Raw genomic sequence first — 20160 nt, 5'->3', positions numbered from 1 at the left:
CACTTGCTTTCCGTAATCTATGTCAGCGTCGCCGACCCGCTGCTTTCGTCCGCCGACATCAACGCCATATTGACGAGTGCGCGCCGCAACAATGCCCGTGACGCGCTGACCGGCGCGCTTATCTATAACGGGCATAATTTCATGCAATTGCTCGAAGGGCCTGCCGATCGCGTCGATGCTTGTCTGGCGGTGATTCGGGACGATTCGCGGCACAGCGGGATGACCGAAATCCGGCGCCGCGCGATCGAGCGCCGCGATTTCGCCGACTGGGCCATGCTGTACGAGCCCGGCTTTCACGGTCACGAGGCGGAGTTCGCCCGACTGGTGGCGAACGGCCGCCTAGATCCCGAGGTCGAGCGGATGCTTGGCAATTTCGTCGCGCTCGGCCGTCGCCCGCCGCCGTCCGGCGGGCAGGCGCCCTTGCAATGACCGGTGAGCGCGTTAAGCCCGTCATAGAAAAGCGAAAAATCGACCGTCAGACAAAGGGCTTCCTATCAGCACCATAACGCCTCAGCCGCTCGACGACGCCAGCTTCAAGCAGAAACTGGCGGCGATGTTGCCGCACCTGCGCGCCTTTGGGCGCAGTCTGACGGGCAATGCGGATCTGGCCGACGATCTGGTGCAGGAAACAATGCTGAAGGCGTGGAAGGCGCGCGCGCAATATGTGCCCGGCCCCGCGAGCATGAAAAGCTGGGCCTTCGTCATCCTGCGCAACTGTTTTCTGTCGCAGATGCGGCGCAGGAAGTTCACCGCCGAATATGACGAGATTGCCGCCGAACGCCTGCTTGTGGCGCCCGACGACCAGGACGACAGCCTCCACCTCGCCGACGTTCAGCGCGCGCTGTTGATGCTGCCCGTCGACCAGCGCGAAGCGTTGATCCTGATCGGCGCGGGACAGCTGAGCTATGAGGAAGGCGCGGCGATCTGCGGCTGCGCGATCGGCACGATGAAAAGCCGCGTGTCGCGCGGACGCGCGGCGCTTCAGGCGATCCTGGAAAGCGGCGACATGCCGAGGCGGAGCAGCGACGAATTGCCGTCGAACGAAGCCTTCCGCGCGATCATGGACCATGTCGACGAGCTGACGGGTGGCGCGCCGGCACCGGACTGAGGTTATTTCCGGCTTTCGCCGGCCGGTGCCGCAAAGCGTGTCGATGCTATGCCGCGAGCTGGGGCGTGAAGATCAGGCTCTGGCTGATCGCCGCGCGCACCGTATTTTCGCGAAACGGTTTGGAGATGAGAAAGGTCGGTTCGACCCGTCCGCCGGTGAGCAGCCGCTCGGGAAAGGCGGTGATGAAGATGGCGGGCACTGGCGCGCGTGCCAGAATGTCCTGCACCGCGTCGATCCCCGACGATCCGTCAGCGAGCTGGATGTCGGCAAGCACCAGCCCGGCGTCGGTGTTTTCGAACGCCGCGACCGCATCTTCGTGCGTCGTTGCGACCGCGGCGACATCGTGGCCGAGTCCGCGGACGATCTGTTCGAGTTCCATCGCGATCAGCGGTTCGTCCTCGATGATCAGCACCGAGGTGCGCGATTCGCGGTCGAGGTCCGCCACCGCGTCGGCAAGCAGCGATTCGACCGTCGCCGTGTCGGTTCCCGTGATCTGTCCCGCTTCGTCGACCGAAAAGCCTTCCAGCGCGGTGAGCAACAGGATCTGCCGCCCAAGCGGCGTCATCTGCTGAAGCCGCTGGTGCGCGGCGCGGACAAGGGCGTTTTCGGCGTCGTCGCTGCCCTCGCCATCGTCGATATAGGCGCTTTCCCAGATGCGGTGGAAACTCCGGTACAGGTCGATGCGGACGCTGGCGCCGCTGCGGAACTCGTCGGGCGCCGCAACGATCACTTCCAGCAGCGTATGGACGAAATTATCGCCATGCTGCTGGCTGCCGGTCAGCGCGCGTGCGTAGCGGCGCAAATAGGGAAGATGCCCACGGATTTCGTCGCCCAAACTCATCAAATCGCCTCCCTTTGTGACTGGATACGCCCGCTTCGCCTTTCGGTTCCCTGGGGGCGGGTGCAACCCGTCGCGTGCTGATGCGTAGAGTCAGCCGGGTTGCCCGTGGCGATGGAGGCAAGCTGGTGAAATCGTGCCGTTTCGTACGCCGGGCGGCAACATCGTTTCTTTAGGACCAAGTTCATGGCAGAGCGACCGCCTGGGGACATAAGCGATGCGGCGCGGGCCGCATCGGGGGCGCGTGAGGGATGGGATTTGCTGCAAACCAATGACGAACGCTTGGAGAGCGAGCGGCGGCGGGTCGAAACGCTGCGCGAATATCATCTGCTCGATACAGGCGCCGAACCGGCGTTCGACCGGGTGACCAAGCTGGTCGCGGATCTGTTCGACGCCCCGATAGCGCTCATCTCGCTCGTCGACGACTGTCGCCAATGGTTCAAGTCGGCGCACGGCCTCGACGTTCGCGAAACGCCGCGCGATATCAGCTTCTGCGAATATGTCGTGGAGGACGAACAACCGCTCATCGTCGGCGATGCGATCAGCGACCCGCGCTTTCGCGACAATCCGCTCGTGACAGGCGAGCCCCATATCCGTTTTTATGCCGGGGTGCCGCTCTTTGCCTATAATGGCGCGATCCTCGGCACGCTCTGCATCATCGACCGCAAACCGCGCGCGGCGCCCGGCCCGCGCGAGATCGAGCGGCTTCAGGATTTCGCCGCGCTGGTGATGGCCGAAGCCGACCTGCGCCGGATCGTCGGCGAACGCGACGAAGCGCGGCGGACGCTGGAACGCGCGCTCGATTTTTCCGGCATCGCGACATGGCGCTATGATGCGCGCACCGGCACGATCCTCTGGAGCGGGGCGGTGGCCGAACTATGGGGTGCCGACTATGCGACCGCGCTGGCGCATATCGACGGCTTCTTCGACCGTCTCCACCCCGACGATCGCGAAGCCGTGCGCGGCGTGCTGGGCGATTCGGTTGCAAATGGCGGCCATTACGCGACCGAATATCGCATCCTGCATCCCGAACGCGGGGTGCGCTGGATCGCGGTGCACGCCGACTGGGACGTCAGAACCGACGATGCGATCCTGACCGGGGTCAGCATCGACATCACCGAACAGAAAAGCCGCCAGGAAAACGCCAATCTGTTGATGCGCGAGCTGCATCACCGGATGCGCAACCTGTTCGCGACGGTCGGCGCGATCATCTCGCTCACCCGCCACGCGGCGCGCGACGTCGACGATTATGTCGAACGGATCAGCAACCGGCTCGACGCGCTCAACCGCGCGCAGAATGTGCTGCTCGGCGCCAATTTCATGACCGGGTCGATGCACGCGCTGCTGCGCGAGGTGGAGGCGAGCTTTCCGCGTATCCGCTGGTCGGGGCCGGACCTGTTGCTCCCCGAAAATGCGCTGGTGGCGATGGCGCTGCTGTTCAACGAGCTTGCGACCAATGCCGCCAAGCATGGCGCATTGTCGGGCGAACGCGGGCAGGTCGACGTCGACTGGACGCAGGACGAGGAGGGCGCCGATGACCGCCGCTTTCGCCTGACCTGGGCCGAAAGCGGCGCTGACCGCGCGATTACGCCGCCCGAGCGGACAAGCTTCGGTACCTTGCTGATGGAACGCAGCGTCAGGAACAATCTGGGCGGGATGATCGCGCGGCGCTGGGAGCCCGACGGGCTGATCGTCGACATCACGCTCCCCGCCCGGTGGCGCGAGGCCTGATCATAAGACGATGCGCGGCGCGACGACCTGGATCGAACCGCATCCGGGCGGCATATATGTGAGACCGGCCGACCTGTGGATCGACCCTTCGCACCCCGCCGGATGCGCCGCGGTGACGCACGGCCATGCCGACCATGCGCGCAGCGGACATGACACGGTGTTCGCGACCCCCGAAACGCTTGCGATCATGGCGCTGCGCTATGGCGTTGATGCCAAAGCACGCCAGAAGCAGGCGGTCAGATATGGCGACGGATTCGAGCGTGGCGGAGTGCGGTTCAGCTTTCATCCCGCCGGGCATGTGCTGGGCAGCGCGCAGATATTGATGGAATATGCGGGCGAGCGGATCGTCGTCACCGGCGATTACAAGCGGCGGCCCGACCCGACCTGCGCGGCGTTCGAGGTGGTGCCGTGCGACATCCTGATCACCGAGGCGACCTTTGGCCTGCCGGTGTTCCGCCATCCGCCGACGGGCGAGGAGATCGCCAAGCTGATCGGCGCGGTGCGCGCCGAACCCGACCGCTGCGTCCTTGTCGGCGCTTATGCGCTGGGCAAAGCGCAGCGGGTGATCGCCGAACTGCGCGCGGCGGGCTGGGACGCGCCGATCTTTATCCATGGCGCGCTGGAGAAGATGTGCGCACTCTATACCGCGCATGGCCTCGATCTGGGGGATCTCAGGCTGGTCGGCGAGAGCGACAAGGCCGCGATGGCGGGGCAGATCGTCATCGCGCCGCCCTCGGCATTGAACGACCGCTGGTCGCGGCGGCTGCCCGACCCGGTGACCGCGATGGCATCGGGGTGGATGCGCGTCCGCCAGCGGGCGCGGCAGCGGATGGTCGAACTGCCGCTCGTCATTTCGGACCATGCCGATTGGGATGAGCTGACCGCGACGATCGCCGAAGTGAACCCCAGGGAAACGTGGATCACCCACGGCAGCGAGGATGGCCTGCTGCGCTGGTGCGAACTCACCCAGCGCAAGGCGCGCGCGCTGCACCTCGTCGGCCGCGATCTGGAGGAAGAGGCGTGACGCCCTTTGCCGCGCTGATCGACCGGCTGATCTACACGCGGTCGCGCAATAGGAAGCTTGCGCTGATCGTCGATTATCTGCGCCATACCCCCGATCCCGATCGCGGCTGGGCGATCGCGGCGCTGACCGAAAGCCTCGACTTTCCGGCGGTCAAGGCAGGGATGGTGCGCGCCTTGCTTGCGACCCGCGTGGACGAGGAATTGTTCCGCCTGTCGCGGCATTTCGTGGGCGATACGGCTGAGACCGCGGCGCTGCTGTGGCCCGGCGCGCGGGTAGCGCCATCAGGCCTCACAGTGGCGGCCACGGTTGACGCCCTTGCAGCCGCCACGCGCGCGACCGCTCCTGAAATCCTCGCCTCGCTGCTCGACCGGCTCGACGCCGATGGGCGTTATGCGCTGCTCAAGCTCGCGCTTGGCGGGATGCGCGTCGGCGTGTCGGCGCGGCTTGCCAAGCAGGCGTTTGCCCAGGCGTTCGACGTCCCCATCGAAGATGTCGAGGAGCTGTGGCACGCGATCCCGCCGCCCTATGCGCCGCTCTTTGCCTGGGGCGAGGGCAGGGCGGCGCGACCCGACCTTGCCGACGTCGCCTTCTTTCGCCCTTTCATGCTTGCCCATCCGCTGGACGACGCGACCGTCGATCTTGCCGACTATGCCGCCGAATGGAAATGGGACGGCATCCGCGTCCAGATTGTCCGCGGCGGCGGCGCGACGCGCATCTACAGCCGCGGCGGCGAGGAGATCAGCGGCGCCTTTCCCGAACTGGTCGCAGCCTTCGATCAGGAGGCGGTGATCGACGGCGAACTGCTCGTGCGCGGCGAGGTGCAGGGCGGGGACGCGGCGAGCTTTAATGCGTTGCAACAACGCCTTGGCCGCAAGACGGTATCGAAAAAGATGCTCGCCGACTATCCGGCGTTCGTGCGCGTCTACGATCTTCTCGCGCTGGACGGCAGTGACCTGCGCCCCCTGCCATGGACCGAGCGGCGGCGGCAGCTGGAGGGCTTCGTTCCGCGCCTCGCCGCCAGCCATTTCGACCTGTCGCAAATTATCGAGGCACGCGATTTCGACGACCTCGCCGAACGCCGCGCCGGCGCCCGCGATGCCGCGATCGAAGGGGTGATGCTCAAACGCCGCGATGCGCCTTATGTGGCGGGGCGGCGCGCCGGGCTTTGGTATAAATGGAAACGCGACCCGCTCACCGCCGATTGCGTGATGATGTATGCGCAGCGCGGCAACGGGCGGCGCGCGAGCTTCTATTCGGACTATACGTTCGGCTGCTGGTCGGAGGAGGGCGAGCTGCTGCCGGTGGGCAAGGCCTATTCGGGCTTTACCGACGAGGAGCTGAAGTGGCTCGACAAGTTCGTGCGCGACAACACGCTGAACCGCTTCGGCCCGGTGCGCGAGGTCGAAAAGTCGCTTGTGCTCGAAGTCGCGTTCGACTCGATCCACAGCAGCAAGCGCCATAAGTCGGGCCTCGCGATGCGCTTCCCGCGCATATCGCGCATCCGCCGCGACAAGCCCGCCGAAGAAGCCGACCGGATCGCGACGTTGCGGGCGATGGTGACCTGACAAGCGGCGTCATTGTGAGCGGAGCGAAGCCATCCAGAGCGGTTTAAGCCCGCGCTGGATTGCCGCGTCGCCTTCGCCTCCCCGCGAGGATGGGGCAAAATTTCGCCGTCACGGGGTTGCAACCGTGCGGGCCGATACCGAGTTAAGGCCCGCAAACATCTCAAAACACAATGGAGACTGCCATGACGATCGCCCATCCTCCCCTGCCTTACGCTCAGGACGCCCTTGCGCCGCATATTTCCGCCGATACGCTGGCGACGCACCATGGCAAGCATCACAAGGCCTATGTCGACAAGGTCAACGCCGCGATCGAAGGCACCGAGCTGGCCGACAAGCCGCTCGAAGAAATCGTCCATCATGCCGAAGGGTCGGGCAACAAGGGCCTGTTCAACAATGCGGCGCAGTCCTGGAATCACGCCTTTTACTGGGAAAGCCTGAGCCCGACGAAGACCGAACCCAAGGGCGATCTTCTTGCCGCGATCGACCGCGATTTCGGGTCGCTGGACGAACTCAAGAAAAAGCTCAAGGAAACCGCGGTCAATCACTTCGCCTCCGGCTGGGCGTGGCTCGTCTCGCGCGATGGCACGCTGGCGGTTACCGACACGCACGATGCGGGCACCGAACTCGTCGCGGGCATCAAGCCGCTGCTCGTCATCGACGTGTGGGAACATGCCTATTATATCGACCGCAAGAATCTGCGCCCCGCCTATGTCGACGCGGTGGTCGACGAGTTGCTGAACTGGGATTTCGCCGCCGACAATTTCGCGCGCGAAGGCAGCTGGACCTATCCGGCGTAAGGTCCGCTGCAATCATGCGGTGTGCCCCCGCGTCGGCGGGGGCCCATCAACAGCCGGTTCAAGGCGGCGCCGCACGGAGACGGGTTCCCGCCCTGACGGAAGCAGGCGCCATGATGTCAAGTCCTTCCCGTTCCATGGCTGGCATTCCGTAACGAAAATCGGCCCGCGCGGGTCTATCCCTATGATCGCGTTCCGCCTATAGGCGCGCCATGACGATCAGCCTGTTTGAACTCTTCAAGATCGGTGTCGGTCCTTCCAGCTCGCATACGGTGGGTCCGATGGTCGCCGCGCGGCGCTTCACCCTTTGGCTCGATGAGCAGGCATTGATCGCCAGGACCGCACATGTCGAAGCCGATCTCTACGGCTCGCTCGCGTTGACCGGCAGGGGGCACGCCGCCGACACCGCCGTCGTCGCGGGATTGGCGGGTGAAATCCCTGCCTCGACCAGCCTTGCCGCGATCAAGGCGCATTGGGACCGCGCGACAAGCGAAGGCTTTCTTTATCTGCTCGGCCGCCAGCGGGTCCGCTTTCAGCCCGCGCGTGACCTGCATTTCCAGATGCGCCAGCGCCAGCCGTTTCACAGCAATGCGCTCAGCTTCACCGCGCGCGACGGAGAGGGGGAAATCCTGGCCCGCCGCATGTATTTCTCGATCGGCGGCGGCTTCGTCGTCGACGAGGATGAAGCGGGGCGCAACAGCCGCGGGGCGGAGGATGAGGTCGAGCTTCCCTTCGCCTTTACATCGGGCGCCGATCTGCTCGCCATGGGCGCGGCGACAGGCAAGAGTTTCGCCGAGATGATGCTCGAAAACGAACTCGTCCACCGCAGTCTGGACGAGGTGAATGCCGGGCTCGACGACATTGCCGCGGCGATGGACGCCTCGATCGATGCGGGATGCTCAAGCACCGGAACGCTCCCCGGCGGGCTCAAGGTCAAGCGCCGCGCGCCGCAGATCGCCGCCGACATCCGCGAACGGCACGAGGCGAATCTGTCCGATCCGATGGCGATGATGGACTGGATCAACCTGTGGGCGATGGCGGTGAATGAAGAGAATGCCGCGGGCGGAAAGGTCGTCACCGCGCCCACCAACGGCGCGGCAGGGATCATTCCGGCGGTGATCCGCTATTACAAGCGCAGCTATCGCGGTGACGCAAAGGGGGTGCGCACCTTCCTGCTCGCCGCCGGCGCGGTCGGCGCGCTCTACAAACGCAATGCCAGCATTTCGGGCGCCGAGGTCGGTTGCCAGGGCGAGGTCGGCGTCGCCTGCTCGATGGCGGCGGCGGGGCTGACCGCGGCGCTCGGCGGCACCAACGCGCAGGTCGAAAATGCCGCCGAGATCGGGATGGAGCATAATCTTGGCCTGACCTGTGATCCCATTGGCGGTCTGGTCCAGATCCCCTGCATCGAGCGCAACGCGATGGGCGCGATCAAGGCGATCGACGCCAGCCGCATCGCGATGATCGGCGACGGCACACATGTCGTCAGCCTGGACACGGTGATCGCGACGATGCTGCAGACCGGCCGCGACATGCGCGACAAATATAAGGAAACATCGAAGGGGGGGCTCGCGGTCAGCGTCGTGGAGTGTTGAACCCCCACGGTCCTTCATCGCCATCGCGGACTCGACCGGGGCGCCGACGTCAAGGACAAGCGGAAAGGAGGCGCTTTCCTGCCGTGTTCCGTTGTGCCCGCCTGCGATCCGGTTCGTTGGTTTCGTCGCTGTCCGCCGTTTCTCGCCAAGTCACAAGGGACGCGGATGGCCCGCATCTGTGCGGGCGCTGGCGCTATCGAAACGGGTCGCCGCGCGCCGTCGCATAATGCGCCATCGCCATGGTCGTCCATTGCGCGTTCACGCGGATGCAGCTGGGGAAGACGCTGGCGTCGGTGACGATGACGTTGGTGGTGCCGTGGACGCGGCAGTTCGGGTCGACGATTCCGTGCTGCGGGTCTTCATTCATCGTATTGCCGCCGTGCGGGTGGCTGCTCGACAGGGTGACATCGTCCTGTTCGCGGATCGCGGCGTCGTAAAAGGCGTCGATGTCCATGTCGGGTGTCACCGCCTGGCCCCTTGCCAGCGCCGGATAGCATTCGAGCGCCCCGGCGGCGAAATGCACCTTGGTCAGCGTCGCCATCGCGCGGCGGAGCAGCGGCAGGTCATCGCCCGTATCGAGGCGGAAGTTGAGCTTGCCATCGACGATCCGGCCGCGCCGGTCGGCAGGAAAGAGGATGCCCGCCGAATGGACGCGGCCGTAATTTTTCATGCGCGCGGCATGTTCGGCGAACCAGCCCGGCATCAGCGAGGCCATCGACATCGGCGGCTGAAAATGGCTTTCGAGCAGGAAATCGCCGCAATCGACATAGCTCGACATCTGGTCCTCGTCCCACGCATCGCCGCCGACGCCCGGCGGCATCAGCGCGACGACGGGCGAGGCGACGTTCAGCGACACATGACAACCCGTGCCGTCGATGTCGCTGCGGTTCAGTAGCTTGGACGAGGCGATCGTGCCCGCGGCGACCACGACGCCGACGCGCGCGCGGACGAGGCGGGTCGATCCACCGGGCAGGACGAGTCGCACCGCTTCGGCCTCGCGCCGCCCGTCGATCGCGGTCTGCCACAATATCTGCTGGACCTTGGTATCGGGCAGGATGCGCGCGCCATGGTCGCGGCAGGCCCGCGGCAAATAGGTCTGTGCAACGCCCATGCGGCGGCCATAGGCGCAGCCCGCATTGCAATAGCCGCAATAGGCGCAGGCGTTCGTCGTGTTCGGCGGCCCAAAGTTCTTGTCGAACCAGTCGGCAACCGCGCGCTTGTCCCTGGGGTCGGTGGAGGCTTGGGCATAGGCGCGCCAGCCGTTCATCAGGTGCGGGCCATTGTGGCGCCCGCTGCGCGGTTCGATCCGGGCGATGCCAAGCATCGCCTTCACCGCGTCATAGCTGGCGTGAAAGGCCGCACGGTCGACGGGGGCGCCGATGCTCGCCCATTTGGCGAGCACGTCCGGCGCGTCGGGATGCGTGCGGCCGGGCTCGTTCACGCGCAAACAAATGCCATTGTTGATCGTCGACGATCCGCCGACGCAGCGCCCCTGAAAGACGACGAAATCGCGGTTGGTCGTCGTCTGCACCGCGCCATGCTTGTAAAGATTCGCGATCATGTCGAGTTCGTGATGGGTGATCGCATGGCTGGGATAGAAAGGGCCGGCCTCGACGATCAGCACCCTATAGCCCTGCGCCGCGATGTTATAGGCGGCGACAGCGCCGCCCGCGCCCGACCCGACGACAATCACGTCATATTCGTCGTCGACGTCGTCGGCGGTCAGGATGTGCGCAGGGTCGATTTCGCGGCCCTGAACGGGCGCGATCGGGACGTCGTCCGGGCCGCGCGCACGGAACCTGGGGAGCGCGAAACCGATCTGGCGGTGGACGGGGTTCGCGACATTGTCGTCCTGATCGCCGGGCAGCCAGTGGCCGTAATAGCAGGCATAAACGATGCCGCGCAGCCGTCCCATGTCCTGAAACAGATCAATGCGGCTGTCGCGCAGCCGGTCCGCGATGCGCTCGACGCGTGTGCGGACATCGACCTCGACAAACAGCGGGCCGAGTGCAATCTCGGTGGCGATGAGCGAGACGCGCATCTCGTCGAGCTTGGTGCCGCCGACCTTGCCGAACAGTTCGGCGATATTGGCCACGACCTGATCGGGGGTGATGGCCATCGCCGCGCCGTCGAACAAGGCCTCGGTCAAGGCTTTCAGAAATCTGAGCTGCCCGGAACTGAACGGTGCCGCCATCGTCCTTGCCCCCTCCTTTGCGCCGACGCGCTCTTAACGCCGTCCCGCCTATTCCGATTGTATCGAATCGCCAATAAGGCGTCCGGGTTCAGCGCACGGCGATCGTCAGATGCGCGATGGCGGGGGCGCCCGCGAGCTGCCCGCGCAGCGTGGCGGCCGAGGCGGCATCCGCGACCTCGACGATCGCCGCGCGCGCATCGGGACCGACGCGCCAGACGTGAAGGTCGGTGACCTCGACGCCCGCCGCCTCGACGCTTGCGCGGATCGCGGCGGCGGCGCGTTCGTCGTGGGCGTCGAGCAGAATCGCGGCGGTGTCGCGCATCAGGCCCCACGACCAGCGCGCGATGACGATCGCGCCGACAATGCCCATCGCCGGGTCCATCCAGCCGAGTCCCAGATAGCGCCCTGCGAGCAGCGCGGCGATCGCGAGCAGCGAGGTCAGCGCGTCGGCAAGGACGTGGAAATAGGCCGAGCGGAGATTATTGTCGTGGCCATGGGCGTGATCGTGCCCATGCCCATGCCCATGCCCATGCCCATGCCCATGCCCATGCCCATGGTGGTGGTGCCCGCCCATCAGAAGCAGTGCGCTGACGATATTGACCGCGAGCCCCAGCGCCGCGACGAGCGTTGCGCTCGCAAAATCGACGCGCACCGGCGCGATCAGCCGCGAGGTTGATTCGACCGCGATGCCGACCGCAAAGATACCGAGGATCAACGCCGATGCGAAGCCGGTGAGGTCGCCGACCTTGCCGGTGCCGAAGCTGAAGCGCGGGTCGTGGCGGTGCTTTTTGGCGTAGCGATAGGCGAGCGCTGCCAGCCCGAGCGCGCCCGCATGGGTCGCCATGTGAAAACCGTCGGCGAGCAGCGCCATCGACCCCGTCCAGTAACCGGCGGTAATTTCGCCCACCATCATCGCCGCGGTGAGCGCGACCACCCAAAGGGTTCGCCGCGCATTGTCGTCGTGCGCGGCGCCGAGAAAGTCGTGGCGATGTGTGGCCGGGACGGATTCGGACATGGCGGCGCGCTATTTCGCGTAACGGCGGATCACCGCGAGCAGATCGTCGGTTCCGGCCGCGCGTTCGGCGTCGCTGAGGCCCGGCAGCGCGACATGGTCCTTCAGATGTTCGGCGATCACTTCGGCGAGCAGGCTGTTCACCGCGCCGCGCACCGCGGCGACGCGGTGCAGCACCGTCGCGCACGGCGCATCGGCGGCGAGCGCCTTTTCAACTGCGGCGACCTGCCCCGCGATCCGGCGGACGCGCGCGACGAGGTCAGGGCGGGAAGCAAGATGCGTCATAATATACCCCCCTATCCTATAAGGATGGAGCGGGCAAGCGGTGCTTGCGTTCTGGTCGGGGGCCTTGATTCGGTCCGCGCTTGGGGGCTGGCTGAAATCCAAGGCGGGGGGATGGGCGACGGCCGCGGCAACGGCGCAGCAGGCCGCCGGGGCGGCGGTGCGCGGGTTCGACCTGGCGCCGATCGTCGTCCTGCTCCTCCCCGTGATCGGGATGCAGGTGCAGCCGTCGCGATCATGGGCGATGCGCGGCGAGATTTTCTGTCCGGGGCCGATGCTTGCGCGCCGCTGTCTGATCGAGGGCAATATGCCCCGTCGCAGCGCGCGACCGCTTCATCATGCGGCGCGATCCGAAATGATCCAAAGGTGGGAAAGCGAAGCTTTATCCCCCGTCCGCCGCGCCTGGCGGCCGCGACGGGGGATGAGGTTGGTTGTGCACGAAAGGAACATTAAGTGAACAAAGCGCGCTCGTCAATCCCTTGTGGCCGTTTCGTCGGGCAATCGGATCGGCCGGTTGACGTAACCGTCCATCGCGACCAATGCTGAGTTGGCTAAGGAAGGGGATGAATATGGCCGAGCAGCCGAAGTTCGATCTGACGGGGCGCGTGGCGTTGGTGACCGGGGCGTCGTCGGGGCTTGGTGCGGGTTTCGCCAAGGCGCTGGCGGCGGCAGGCGCCAGGGTCGTGCTCGCCGCGCGGCGCGCCGACAAGCTGGCGGAGCAGGTGGCGGCGATCGAGGCGGCGGGCGGTCAGGCGATCGCGGTCAGCATGGACGTTACCGACGAAGCTTCGACCAGGGCGGCCTATGATGCCGCGGAGGCGGCCTTTGGCACCGTCGATACGATCGTTGCCAACGCCGGCGTCGCGACCGAGAAGCTGGCGATGGGCCTGTCGGCAGAAGATGTCGATTTCCTGCTCGCCGCCAATGTCCGCGGCGTGTTCCTGACCGCGAACGAGGGCGCGAAACGGCTCGACCAGGCGGGAAGCCGCGAGAAACAGCACGGGCGCATCGTCCTGATCGGATCGATCACCGCCGAGAAGGTGTTTCCCGCCACCTCGGTCTATGGCGCGACCAAGGCGGCGGTGCGCCATCTGGGCAAGGCGCTGGCGCGCGAATGGGCGCGGCGCGGAATATGCGTCAATGTCATCCAGCCGGGCTATTTCGCATCCGAAATGACCGCCGAACTGTTGGACAGCGACGCGGGCGCGGCGATGGTGAAAAGCTTTCCGCGCCAGCGGATGCGCCCCGCGAGTGACCTGCACGCGCCGCTGTTGTTGCTGTGCTCCGACGCCGCGGCGGGCATCACGGGGAGCGTGTTGACGATCGACGACGGGCAGTCCTTGTGAGCGCGCTGCTGATCGAGGCGCGCGACGCGGTCGAGATCGCGACGCTCAATCGTCCCGCGCGGCTGAACGCGCTGAACGAGGAGCTGGTCGACGAACTCAACGCCTATTTCGGCGGGCTCGCCGAGCGGCCGGAGGTCCGCGTCGTGATCCTGCGCGGCGCGGGGCGCGGCTTCTGCGCGGGGCTGGATATTCAGGAAGATCGGTCGGGCGACGAAACGCCGGTGCTCCGCACGCTGCGCACGCAGACGCGGATCGGCAATATCTATCGCAAGATGCGCGCCTGTCCGCAGCCGGTCATTGCGCTGGGCCATGGCGCCGCGTGCGGTGGCGGGCTGTCGCTGCTGCTCGCATCGGACGTGCGCTATGCCGCGCCGTCGCTGCGCTGCAACGCCGCCTATATCCGCATCGGCCTGGGCGGGTGCGACATGGCGTCCAGCTATTTCCTGCCGCGGCTGGTCGGCGCAAGCCTGGCCGCCGAGATGATCCTGACCGGGCGCTTCATCGACGCCGAGCGCGCGCTGCGCGCCGGGCTGGTGAGCGAGATCGTGGCGGAGGAGGCGCTGCTGGACCGCGGGCTGGCGCTCGCCGACGAGATGCTGGCGACCAGCCCGCACGGGCTGCGCCTGTCAAAGCAGGCGCTGAACCTCAACCTTGATGCGCCCAGCCTGGACGCCGCAATGGCGATCGAGGACCGGCAGCAGGTGATCCTGTCGGCGACCGAGGATCACAAGGAAGCGCTGTCCGCCTTTCTGGAGAAACGCGCGCCCGAATATCGCGAGCGCTAGGCGTGATCGGGGTTCGACCGAGACGCCGCCCCCGTTCGTCAGCGCCTCGTCAGCCCGGCCTTCGCCGGATGACGAAATATGGGCAGCGGCCTTTGGCGCAACCTGGTCGCGCTCGCCATGACGATGGTGGAAAGGCTCAGCCCGCGGCGGTGACCTGTCGCAGCACCGCGGCGTAGCTGGGCGCGATCGTCATTGCGTCATGCTTGCCCGCGCGGCCGAGCGCGGCGTGAACCTCTGGCAGCCGATAGCAGGGCACGCCCATGAACAGATGATGTTCGGCGTGATAATTCACCCAATATGGAGCAACCGTCGCGCGCGCTAGCCAGCCCGCGCGGGTGGTGCGCGCGTGGGTGAAGGGATCGTCGCTGCCGGTGGTCGTGCAGGCATGTTCGGCGATGTTGCGGATGCGAAGATAAAGCTGGAAGGTCGTTGCCAGTCCGGCCAGCCAGAGCAGATAGGGCGCCCAGCCATACAGCGCGAGGGACAACCCAAGCAGCACCGCCTGCACGAAAAGGAAGCGGCCGACCGCGCGCGTCACCGCCATCGCGCCCGCGACGTCGATCGTCGGCGACGTCATGCCATCGTCGGACTGCTTGTTGAACGGCGTCCCCGCCCTGGTGCCCGCACCGGCAGTTGCGCCCGCCTCGCCGCGCAGCATCGCTTTCAGGCCGACGAGCGCGAATCCGAACTGCGCCCTGCGCTGTTTGAAGAACGTCTGTCCGGTAAGGTCGCGCACGACCTTGCGCCACAGGCTTGCGCGCGTGGTGGGAAAGGGTTTCGACAGCGCGAGGTCGGGGTCTTCGGGCTGCTGCGTATATTTGTGATGCTGGAGGTGATAGGTGCGATAGGCGATAAGGTCCGACCCGACCGCAGCGCCCGTCAGCCACTGGCCGAGGAAATTGTTGACCTTGCGGTTGGGATGAAGCGCCCCGTGCGCCGCGTCGTGCATCAATATGGCGAGGCCGAGCTGGCGCCCGCCGACGAAGATCACGGCAAATGCCCAGGCCAGCGGATTCTGCGACCAGGCGGCGAGGCCGACGAGCGCGATGCTGACGATCCAGGCATGCGCGACGAGCCAGATTCCGCGCCACGACGACGGGCGCGTGATTTCCGACCATCTGGCGCGGTCGAAAAAGCGGTCGGGCGGAAAGAGGCGAACGGCAGGCATCGGATCGACACCATGATAACAAGTTGCGAAGCGAAACCCAAGCCTTTCCGTTTTGGCACAGCAATGGCGCGAACGACGCGCCGCCGGTAAGATATTGGTAACCCCCTTTCGCGCAGTGGATCGGCGCGGGCAAATGAGCGGGGAAGAACAAGGCATTGGGGGTTCGGCGCAACATCATCCGACCGTCACGCGACGAGTTTGCGATGCGCGAATCGCTGTTCGATTCACCCGAATTCATCGCGCAACTGCTGCGCGTCGCGACCTTGTGGCATTATGTGCTGGTCGGGCGGTTGCTTGCCTTTGTGGCCTTTGCCGTTCTGCCGGGTGTGGCACCTTTTCTCGACCGGCCTTCGCTGTGGCTGACGATGGCCGCGGGGCTGATGTGCGACACCGTATTGACGGTGACGGGGCAGGCGATGCGCACGCCCGCCCCCGCGCTTGCCGCGCGCGCGCGCCGGGTCGCGACGCTCTCTGCGGCGCTTGTCGCGCTCGGCACCCTGTTCAATGCGGCAGCGATGTTTGCGGCGATCGCGGTGCCCGACGGCGGGCGCCATTTCGACAGCCTCGTCGCCATCCAGATCGGGTCGCTGCTCGTCGCTGCCTCGGCTGTCTCGATTGTCCGGCCGCTGTTTTTCGGCTTTGCCGGGTCGGTGGCGTTCGGCGGTGCGGTCGGCACGGCGTCCTGGCCCTTTGCGCTGGCGGGCGCGGTCTTTCTCGCGCTGCTGATCGTGATGACGCGAGAGGATGTCCGCCACCAGCGGCGCGCGACCGCGGCAGCGCGCCGCGCGGTGAGCGAGCAGCAGCGCGCGCTCAATCTGATGCGGGATTTCGAGCGCGCCGGGCGCGGCTGGTTCTGGGAAACCGACCGCGATGGCCAGCTGGTCTACATCTCGCCGACGATCGCAGCGCGGCTCGGCAAACCACTTGGCGAGCTGATCGGCCGACCCTTTACCGACATCATCCGCAAACGCATCGGTAACGATGAAAGCGAAGAGCGCACCCTGGGGTTCAGCCTGTCGTCGCGTACGCCGTTCAAGGAACTGACGGTGCAGGCGGCTGTGCCCGGCGAGGAGCGCTGGTGGTCGATTTCGGGCCAACCGATCAGCAATGCACTCGGCCATTTCCAGGGATTTCGCGGCAGCGGCACCGACCTGACCGACCAGAAACGGTCGGAGCGCGAGATCAACCAGCTCGCGCGCTATGATACGCTCACCGGCCTCGCCAACCGGCGGCACATCACCGACCTGCTCGAACGTGCGCTGCGGACCCATATCGGCCAGCCACAGCCATGCGCGCTGCTGCTCATGGACCTCGACCGGTTCAAGGCGGTGAACGACACGCTGGGGCATCCCGTCGGGGACCAGTTGTTGCAGCAGGTCGCCGGGCGCCTGACCCAGATCGTCGGCGACAAGGGGCAGGTCGGGCGGCTTGGCGGCGACGAGTTCCAGATCGTGCTGCCGCAGATCAATCACCCCGACAAGATCGCCGCCATCGCCAATGCGATTATCCTGAGCCTGGCCAAACCTTTCGCAATCGAAGGCGAACAGGTGCGGATCGGTTCGTCAATCGGCATCGCCGTTTCGGATGGCGAGGGGTTGAGCGCGTCGGCGCTCGTGCGCAACGCCGACCTCGCGCTCTACGCCGCCAAGGATGCGGGGCGCGGCGTCTATCGTTTTTATGCCGACGCGATGCACAACCAGGCGAGCGAACGCAAGGCAATCGAGGATGCGCTGCGCGACGCGCTGGCCAAGGACGAATTGCAATTGCTCTATCAGCCGATCGTCGATGTCGGAAGCGAACGGATTTCGGGGTTCGAGGCGCTGATCCGCTGGCGCCATGCGACCGCGGGAACGATCAGTCCCGAAAAGTTCATTCCCATCGCCGAAGAATCGAACCTGATCATCCCGATCGGCGAATGGATCATCCGCACCGCCTGCGCCGCGGTCGCGACGCTTGGGCCCGGCTATCGCGTCGCGGTGAACGTCTCTCCCCGCCAGTTTGCGAATGAGGCGCTGCCCGCGACGATTCTGAACGCGGTGTCGGGTGCGGGCATCCGCCCCGATCAGCTTGAGCTCGAAATTACCGAGGGCGTTTTCCTCGACGAAAGCGCCGAAAATCTGGCGATGTTCCAGAAGCTGAAACGCACCGGCGTCCGGCTGGCGCTCGACGATTTCGGCACCGGTTATTCGGCGCTCGGCTATTTGAAGAAGGCGCCGTTCGACAAGATCAAGATCGACCAGAGCTTCGTGCTCGGCGCGGCAGACAAGAGCAGCATGAACGCAGCGATCATCGCCTCGATCGTGGGGCTGGCCAGCGCGCTCGATATGGAAACAACCGCCGAGGGAGTCGAGACGCACGACGACCTCGCGCTGGTCCGCAGTCTCGGATGCAGCCACGTCCAGGGATATATCTATGGCCAGCCCATGCAGCTGGGCGAAGTGCTGGCGCTGCTGCGCGCCGGGGGCGGGCGCGTCGAGGCCCAGGGATACAAGAGTGCGCGCGCGCCGCGACTCACCGTTTTCCGCACGATCCACGTCGACAGCGGCGGCCATCGTTATGAAGCGATCGTGCGCAACATCGCGCCGCGTGGCGCGCTGATCGAGGGGTTGTGGAACGTGCCGCCGGGAACGCAGCTCACGCTGGAGTTCGGGGCCGGACTCCAGATCGACGCCGAAGCGCGATGGTCGGCCGAGAACCGAACCGGGGTGCAGTTCGCCGCCACGGTCGATATCGACGAACTGATCGGCGTGCGTGCCGCGCCGCCGCGAGGGCGCGCGCGCCGCGTCGCGTGACGCAAGCCGGGTTGGCCGGCGGTTGCGTTTACGATCCGCGAACAAAGACGGTCGTGGCGATTGTCATCGCCGTCCGCCTCACCATCTATACACGCTATACACGGTCGATGACGCCGCCCGTCATCGCGCTCGCCGCACGCCATGCCGGCTGATACGGCGAATTGCCCCGCCGCGGGGCAACGTGTAGGGGCGGCGACACGGCCAGGCCAGATAAGGATAACGCCATGACTGCTCCCATCCGCGACAACCTCTCAGGCCTCGACCTGCGTGCCGAGATCGACCGCCTCCGCAAGGATCGCAACGCCGTCATCCTCGCGCATTATTACCAGAAGGCAGAGATTCAGGATCTCGCCGATTTCGTCGGCGATTCGCTCGAGCTGTCGCGCAAGGCGGCGGAAACCGATGCCGACGTCATCGCCTTTTGCGGCGTCAAGTTCATGGCCGAGACCGCGAAGATATTGAGCCCCGAAAAGATCGTCATCCTGCCCGACATGGACGCGGGATGCAGTCTGGAGGACAGCTGCCCCCCCGAACAGTTCAAGCGCTTCCGTGAAGCGCATCCCGACCATATCGCGCTCACCTACATCAACTGTTCGGCGGCGGTGAAGGCGCTCAGCGACATCATCGTCACCTCGTCGAGCGCCGAGACGATCATCAGCCAGATCCCGCCCGAACAGAAGATCATCTTCGGCCCCGACCGCCATCTCGGCGGCTATATGAACCGCAAGTTCGGGCGCGACATGCTGTTGTGGCCGGGCGTGTGCATCGTCCACGAGGCGTTCAGCGAGACCGAGCTTCTGAAGCTGAAGGCGCAGCATCCGGGCGCACCGGTCGCGGCGCACCCCGAATGCCCGCCGCACATCGTCGAGCATGCCGATTATGTCGGATCGACCAGCGGCATCCTGCAGTTCGCCAAGAGCTTCGACGGCGACACGCTGATCGTCGCGACCGAACCGCACATCATCCACCAGATGCAGTTGGCGCTGCCCGAAAAGACCTTCATCGGCGCGCCGGGGGCCGATGGCAACTGCAACTGCAACATCTGTCCCTATATGGCGCTCAACACGATGGAAAAGCTCTACATCGCGCTGCGCGACCTTCAGCCGCGCATCGAACTTGACGAGGAATTGCGTGTCGCGGCGCGGAAGAGCCTGGACCGGATGCTGGAAATGGCGTCGGGAACGGTCGGCAAGGGCGATCTGGGCCGGGCGTGAGTCGCGACTCGGCGGCGTGATTCGGTCGATCCGAAGATCGAGTCGGCGCGCCGCTGCGGGAAACACGAGTCCGAAAATGCTGCATGCTTGTTACAAAAATGCTGCACCGAATCCGCTTGTTGCTAATGCCGGACTTATCCACAAGTGTGGGCCTTTTCAGCGGTGGTTTGGGCGCTTTTTTGTTGGCGTCGAAAGGCGTTCGTGACAGCTTTCAATCATCGGACGACAGAAACGTCGGACCGCCGGGACATCAAGGGTGGTTGCAAGACCAGCCGGACGGGAACGGACTGGTTCGATGAGGAAATCGACCGATAGTTCGATCACGGAACGCAGCGATTCCCACGAGTTGATGCGAACCCGATCGGGCAATTGAAAGGCAGTCCATCGCTTTTGAAGCGCAGCTGTTTCGGCAGAAGCGCGGGACGAGATGATGAAGGGCTTTTCAGGTGAGGCCGGCCCCCGAAAGGGGGCCGACCAAACCATCGCCGGATCGTTCCGGCGCGCATCGCAACGATCGTTTTGCGGGCTGCCGATCGAAAGAGAGGCGGACCGGGATGAAGCGGGCGAGGCGCACGGGGCAGGACCGGATAGTGGGGGTTGGCAGCGATGCCGGCCCCCATTTCGTATGCGCGCCGTCCGCGCCGTCGTCGGCCCACGCGCCGACAGTGCCGTTGATCGGCGCCACCCCATCGACCCCGCTTTATTGGCGCCCATG

16 protein-coding genes are annotated in these 20160 nt (G+C 65.7%); 11 read left to right on the top strand and 5 right to left on the bottom strand.

The features are described 5' to 3' along the window. Nucleotides 1–3: 3 nt before the first annotated feature. Nucleotides 4–429 (top strand): BLUF domain-containing protein, encoded by a 426-nt coding sequence (locus tag HUW43_RS02320; RefSeq protein WP_188235905.1) that lies wholly within the window; start codon nt 4–6, stop codon nt 427–429. Nucleotides 430–493: 64 nt separating this feature from the next. Continuing rightward, nucleotides 494–1108 (top strand): sigma-70 family RNA polymerase sigma factor, encoded by a 615-nt coding sequence (locus HUW43_RS02315; RefSeq protein WP_188236001.1) that lies wholly within the window; start codon nt 494–496, stop codon nt 1106–1108. 46 nt (nt 1109–1154) lie between these two features. On the opposite strand, the gene HUW43_RS02310 is transcribed toward HUW43_RS02315, so the two are convergent. Next, entirely contained in the window at nt 1155–1949 is a 795-nt protein-coding gene (locus tag HUW43_RS02310) for a response regulator (RefSeq protein ID WP_188235904.1), read from the bottom strand. A gap of 255 nt (nt 1950–2204) precedes the next feature. On the opposite strand from HUW43_RS02310, the gene HUW43_RS15595 reads away from it, so the two are divergent. From HUW43_RS15595 to HUW43_RS02285, 5 genes are all read left to right on the top strand, one after another. Beyond that, on the top strand, nt 2205–3677 hold the full coding sequence (locus tag HUW43_RS15595; protein ID WP_317450803.1) for a sensor histidine kinase: 1473 nt from the start codon (nt 2205–2207) through the stop codon (nt 3675–3677). A gap of 10 nt (nt 3678–3687) precedes the next feature. Further along, nucleotides 3688–4701, top strand: coding sequence for a ligase-associated DNA damage response exonuclease (locus tag HUW43_RS02300; RefSeq protein ID WP_188235902.1), 1014 nt, complete (start codon nt 3688–3690; stop codon nt 4699–4701). Beyond that, the gene (locus tag HUW43_RS02295) at nt 4698–6266 is read left to right on the top strand and encodes a cisplatin damage response ATP-dependent DNA ligase (protein ID WP_188235901.1); all 1569 of its coding nucleotides are present in this window, start codon (nt 4698–4700) and stop codon (nt 6264–6266) included. Before HUW43_RS02300 ends, HUW43_RS02295 begins: the two co-directional genes overlap by 4 nt. Before the next feature lie 182 nt (nt 6267–6448). Further along, nucleotides 6449–7063 (top strand): superoxide dismutase, encoded by a 615-nt coding sequence (locus HUW43_RS02290; protein WP_188235900.1) that lies wholly within the window; start codon nt 6449–6451, stop codon nt 7061–7063. Between the two features lie 209 nt (nt 7064–7272). After that, nucleotides 7273–8652 carry an L-serine ammonia-lyase gene (locus tag HUW43_RS02285; protein WP_188235899.1) on the top strand — a complete coding sequence of 460 codons (1380 nt, stop codon included), beginning with the start codon at nt 7273–7275 and terminating at the stop codon, nt 8650–8652. Nucleotides 8653–8845: 193 nt separating this feature from the next. Here HUW43_RS02285 and HUW43_RS02280 read toward each other — a convergent pair whose 3' ends face one another. From HUW43_RS02280 to HUW43_RS02270, 3 genes are all read right to left on the bottom strand, one after another. After that, entirely contained in the window at nt 8846–10846 is a 2001-nt protein-coding gene (locus tag HUW43_RS02280) for an FAD-dependent oxidoreductase (protein WP_188235898.1), read from the bottom strand. 88 nt (nt 10847–10934) lie between these two features. Then, a complete protein-coding gene (gene dmeF / locus HUW43_RS02275; protein WP_188235897.1) occupies nt 10935–11861 on the bottom strand; it encodes a CDF family Co(II)/Ni(II) efflux transporter DmeF in 927 nt (308 codons plus the stop codon). Between the two features lie 9 nt (nt 11862–11870). Then, a complete protein-coding gene (locus HUW43_RS02270; RefSeq protein WP_188235896.1) occupies nt 11871–12143 on the bottom strand; it encodes a metal/formaldehyde-sensitive transcriptional repressor in 273 nt (90 codons plus the stop codon). A gap of 566 nt (nt 12144–12709) precedes the next feature. On the opposite strand from HUW43_RS02270, the gene HUW43_RS02265 reads away from it, so the two are divergent. Both HUW43_RS02265 and HUW43_RS02260 read left to right on the top strand, forming a co-directional pair. Beyond that, nucleotides 12710–13486, top strand: a complete 777-nt coding sequence (locus tag HUW43_RS02265) for an SDR family NAD(P)-dependent oxidoreductase (RefSeq protein ID WP_188235895.1) — start codon at nt 12710–12712, stop codon at nt 13484–13486. Next, nucleotides 13483–14271 (top strand): enoyl-CoA hydratase/isomerase family protein, encoded by a 789-nt coding sequence (locus HUW43_RS02260; protein ID WP_188235894.1) that lies wholly within the window; start codon nt 13483–13485, stop codon nt 14269–14271. Before HUW43_RS02265 ends, HUW43_RS02260 begins: the two co-directional genes overlap by 4 nt. A gap of 136 nt (nt 14272–14407) precedes the next feature. Here HUW43_RS02260 and HUW43_RS02255 read toward each other — a convergent pair whose 3' ends face one another. Next, on the bottom strand, nt 14408–15439 hold the full coding sequence (locus tag HUW43_RS02255) for a fatty acid desaturase family protein (RefSeq protein ID WP_188235893.1): 1032 nt from the start codon (nt 15437–15439) through the stop codon (nt 14408–14410). Nucleotides 15440–15642: 203 nt separating this feature from the next. Between HUW43_RS02255 and HUW43_RS02250 the strand changes: the two genes are divergently transcribed. Both HUW43_RS02250 and nadA read left to right on the top strand, forming a co-directional pair. Beyond that, a complete protein-coding gene (locus HUW43_RS02250) occupies nt 15643–18231 on the top strand; it encodes an EAL domain-containing protein (RefSeq protein ID WP_223181206.1) in 2589 nt (862 codons plus the stop codon). 224 nt (nt 18232–18455) lie between these two features. Further along, entirely contained in the window at nt 18456–19445 is a 990-nt protein-coding gene (nadA, locus tag HUW43_RS02245) for a quinolinate synthase NadA (RefSeq protein ID WP_188235891.1), read from the top strand. Nucleotides 19446–20160: the final 715 nt, after the last annotated feature.

The organism is Sphingopyxis sp. LK2115 (genome assembly GCF_014595975.1).
Lineage (GTDB): Bacteria > Pseudomonadota > Alphaproteobacteria > Sphingomonadales > Sphingomonadaceae > Sphingopyxis.
This window is presented reverse-complemented; position numbering and strand designations above follow the sequence as displayed.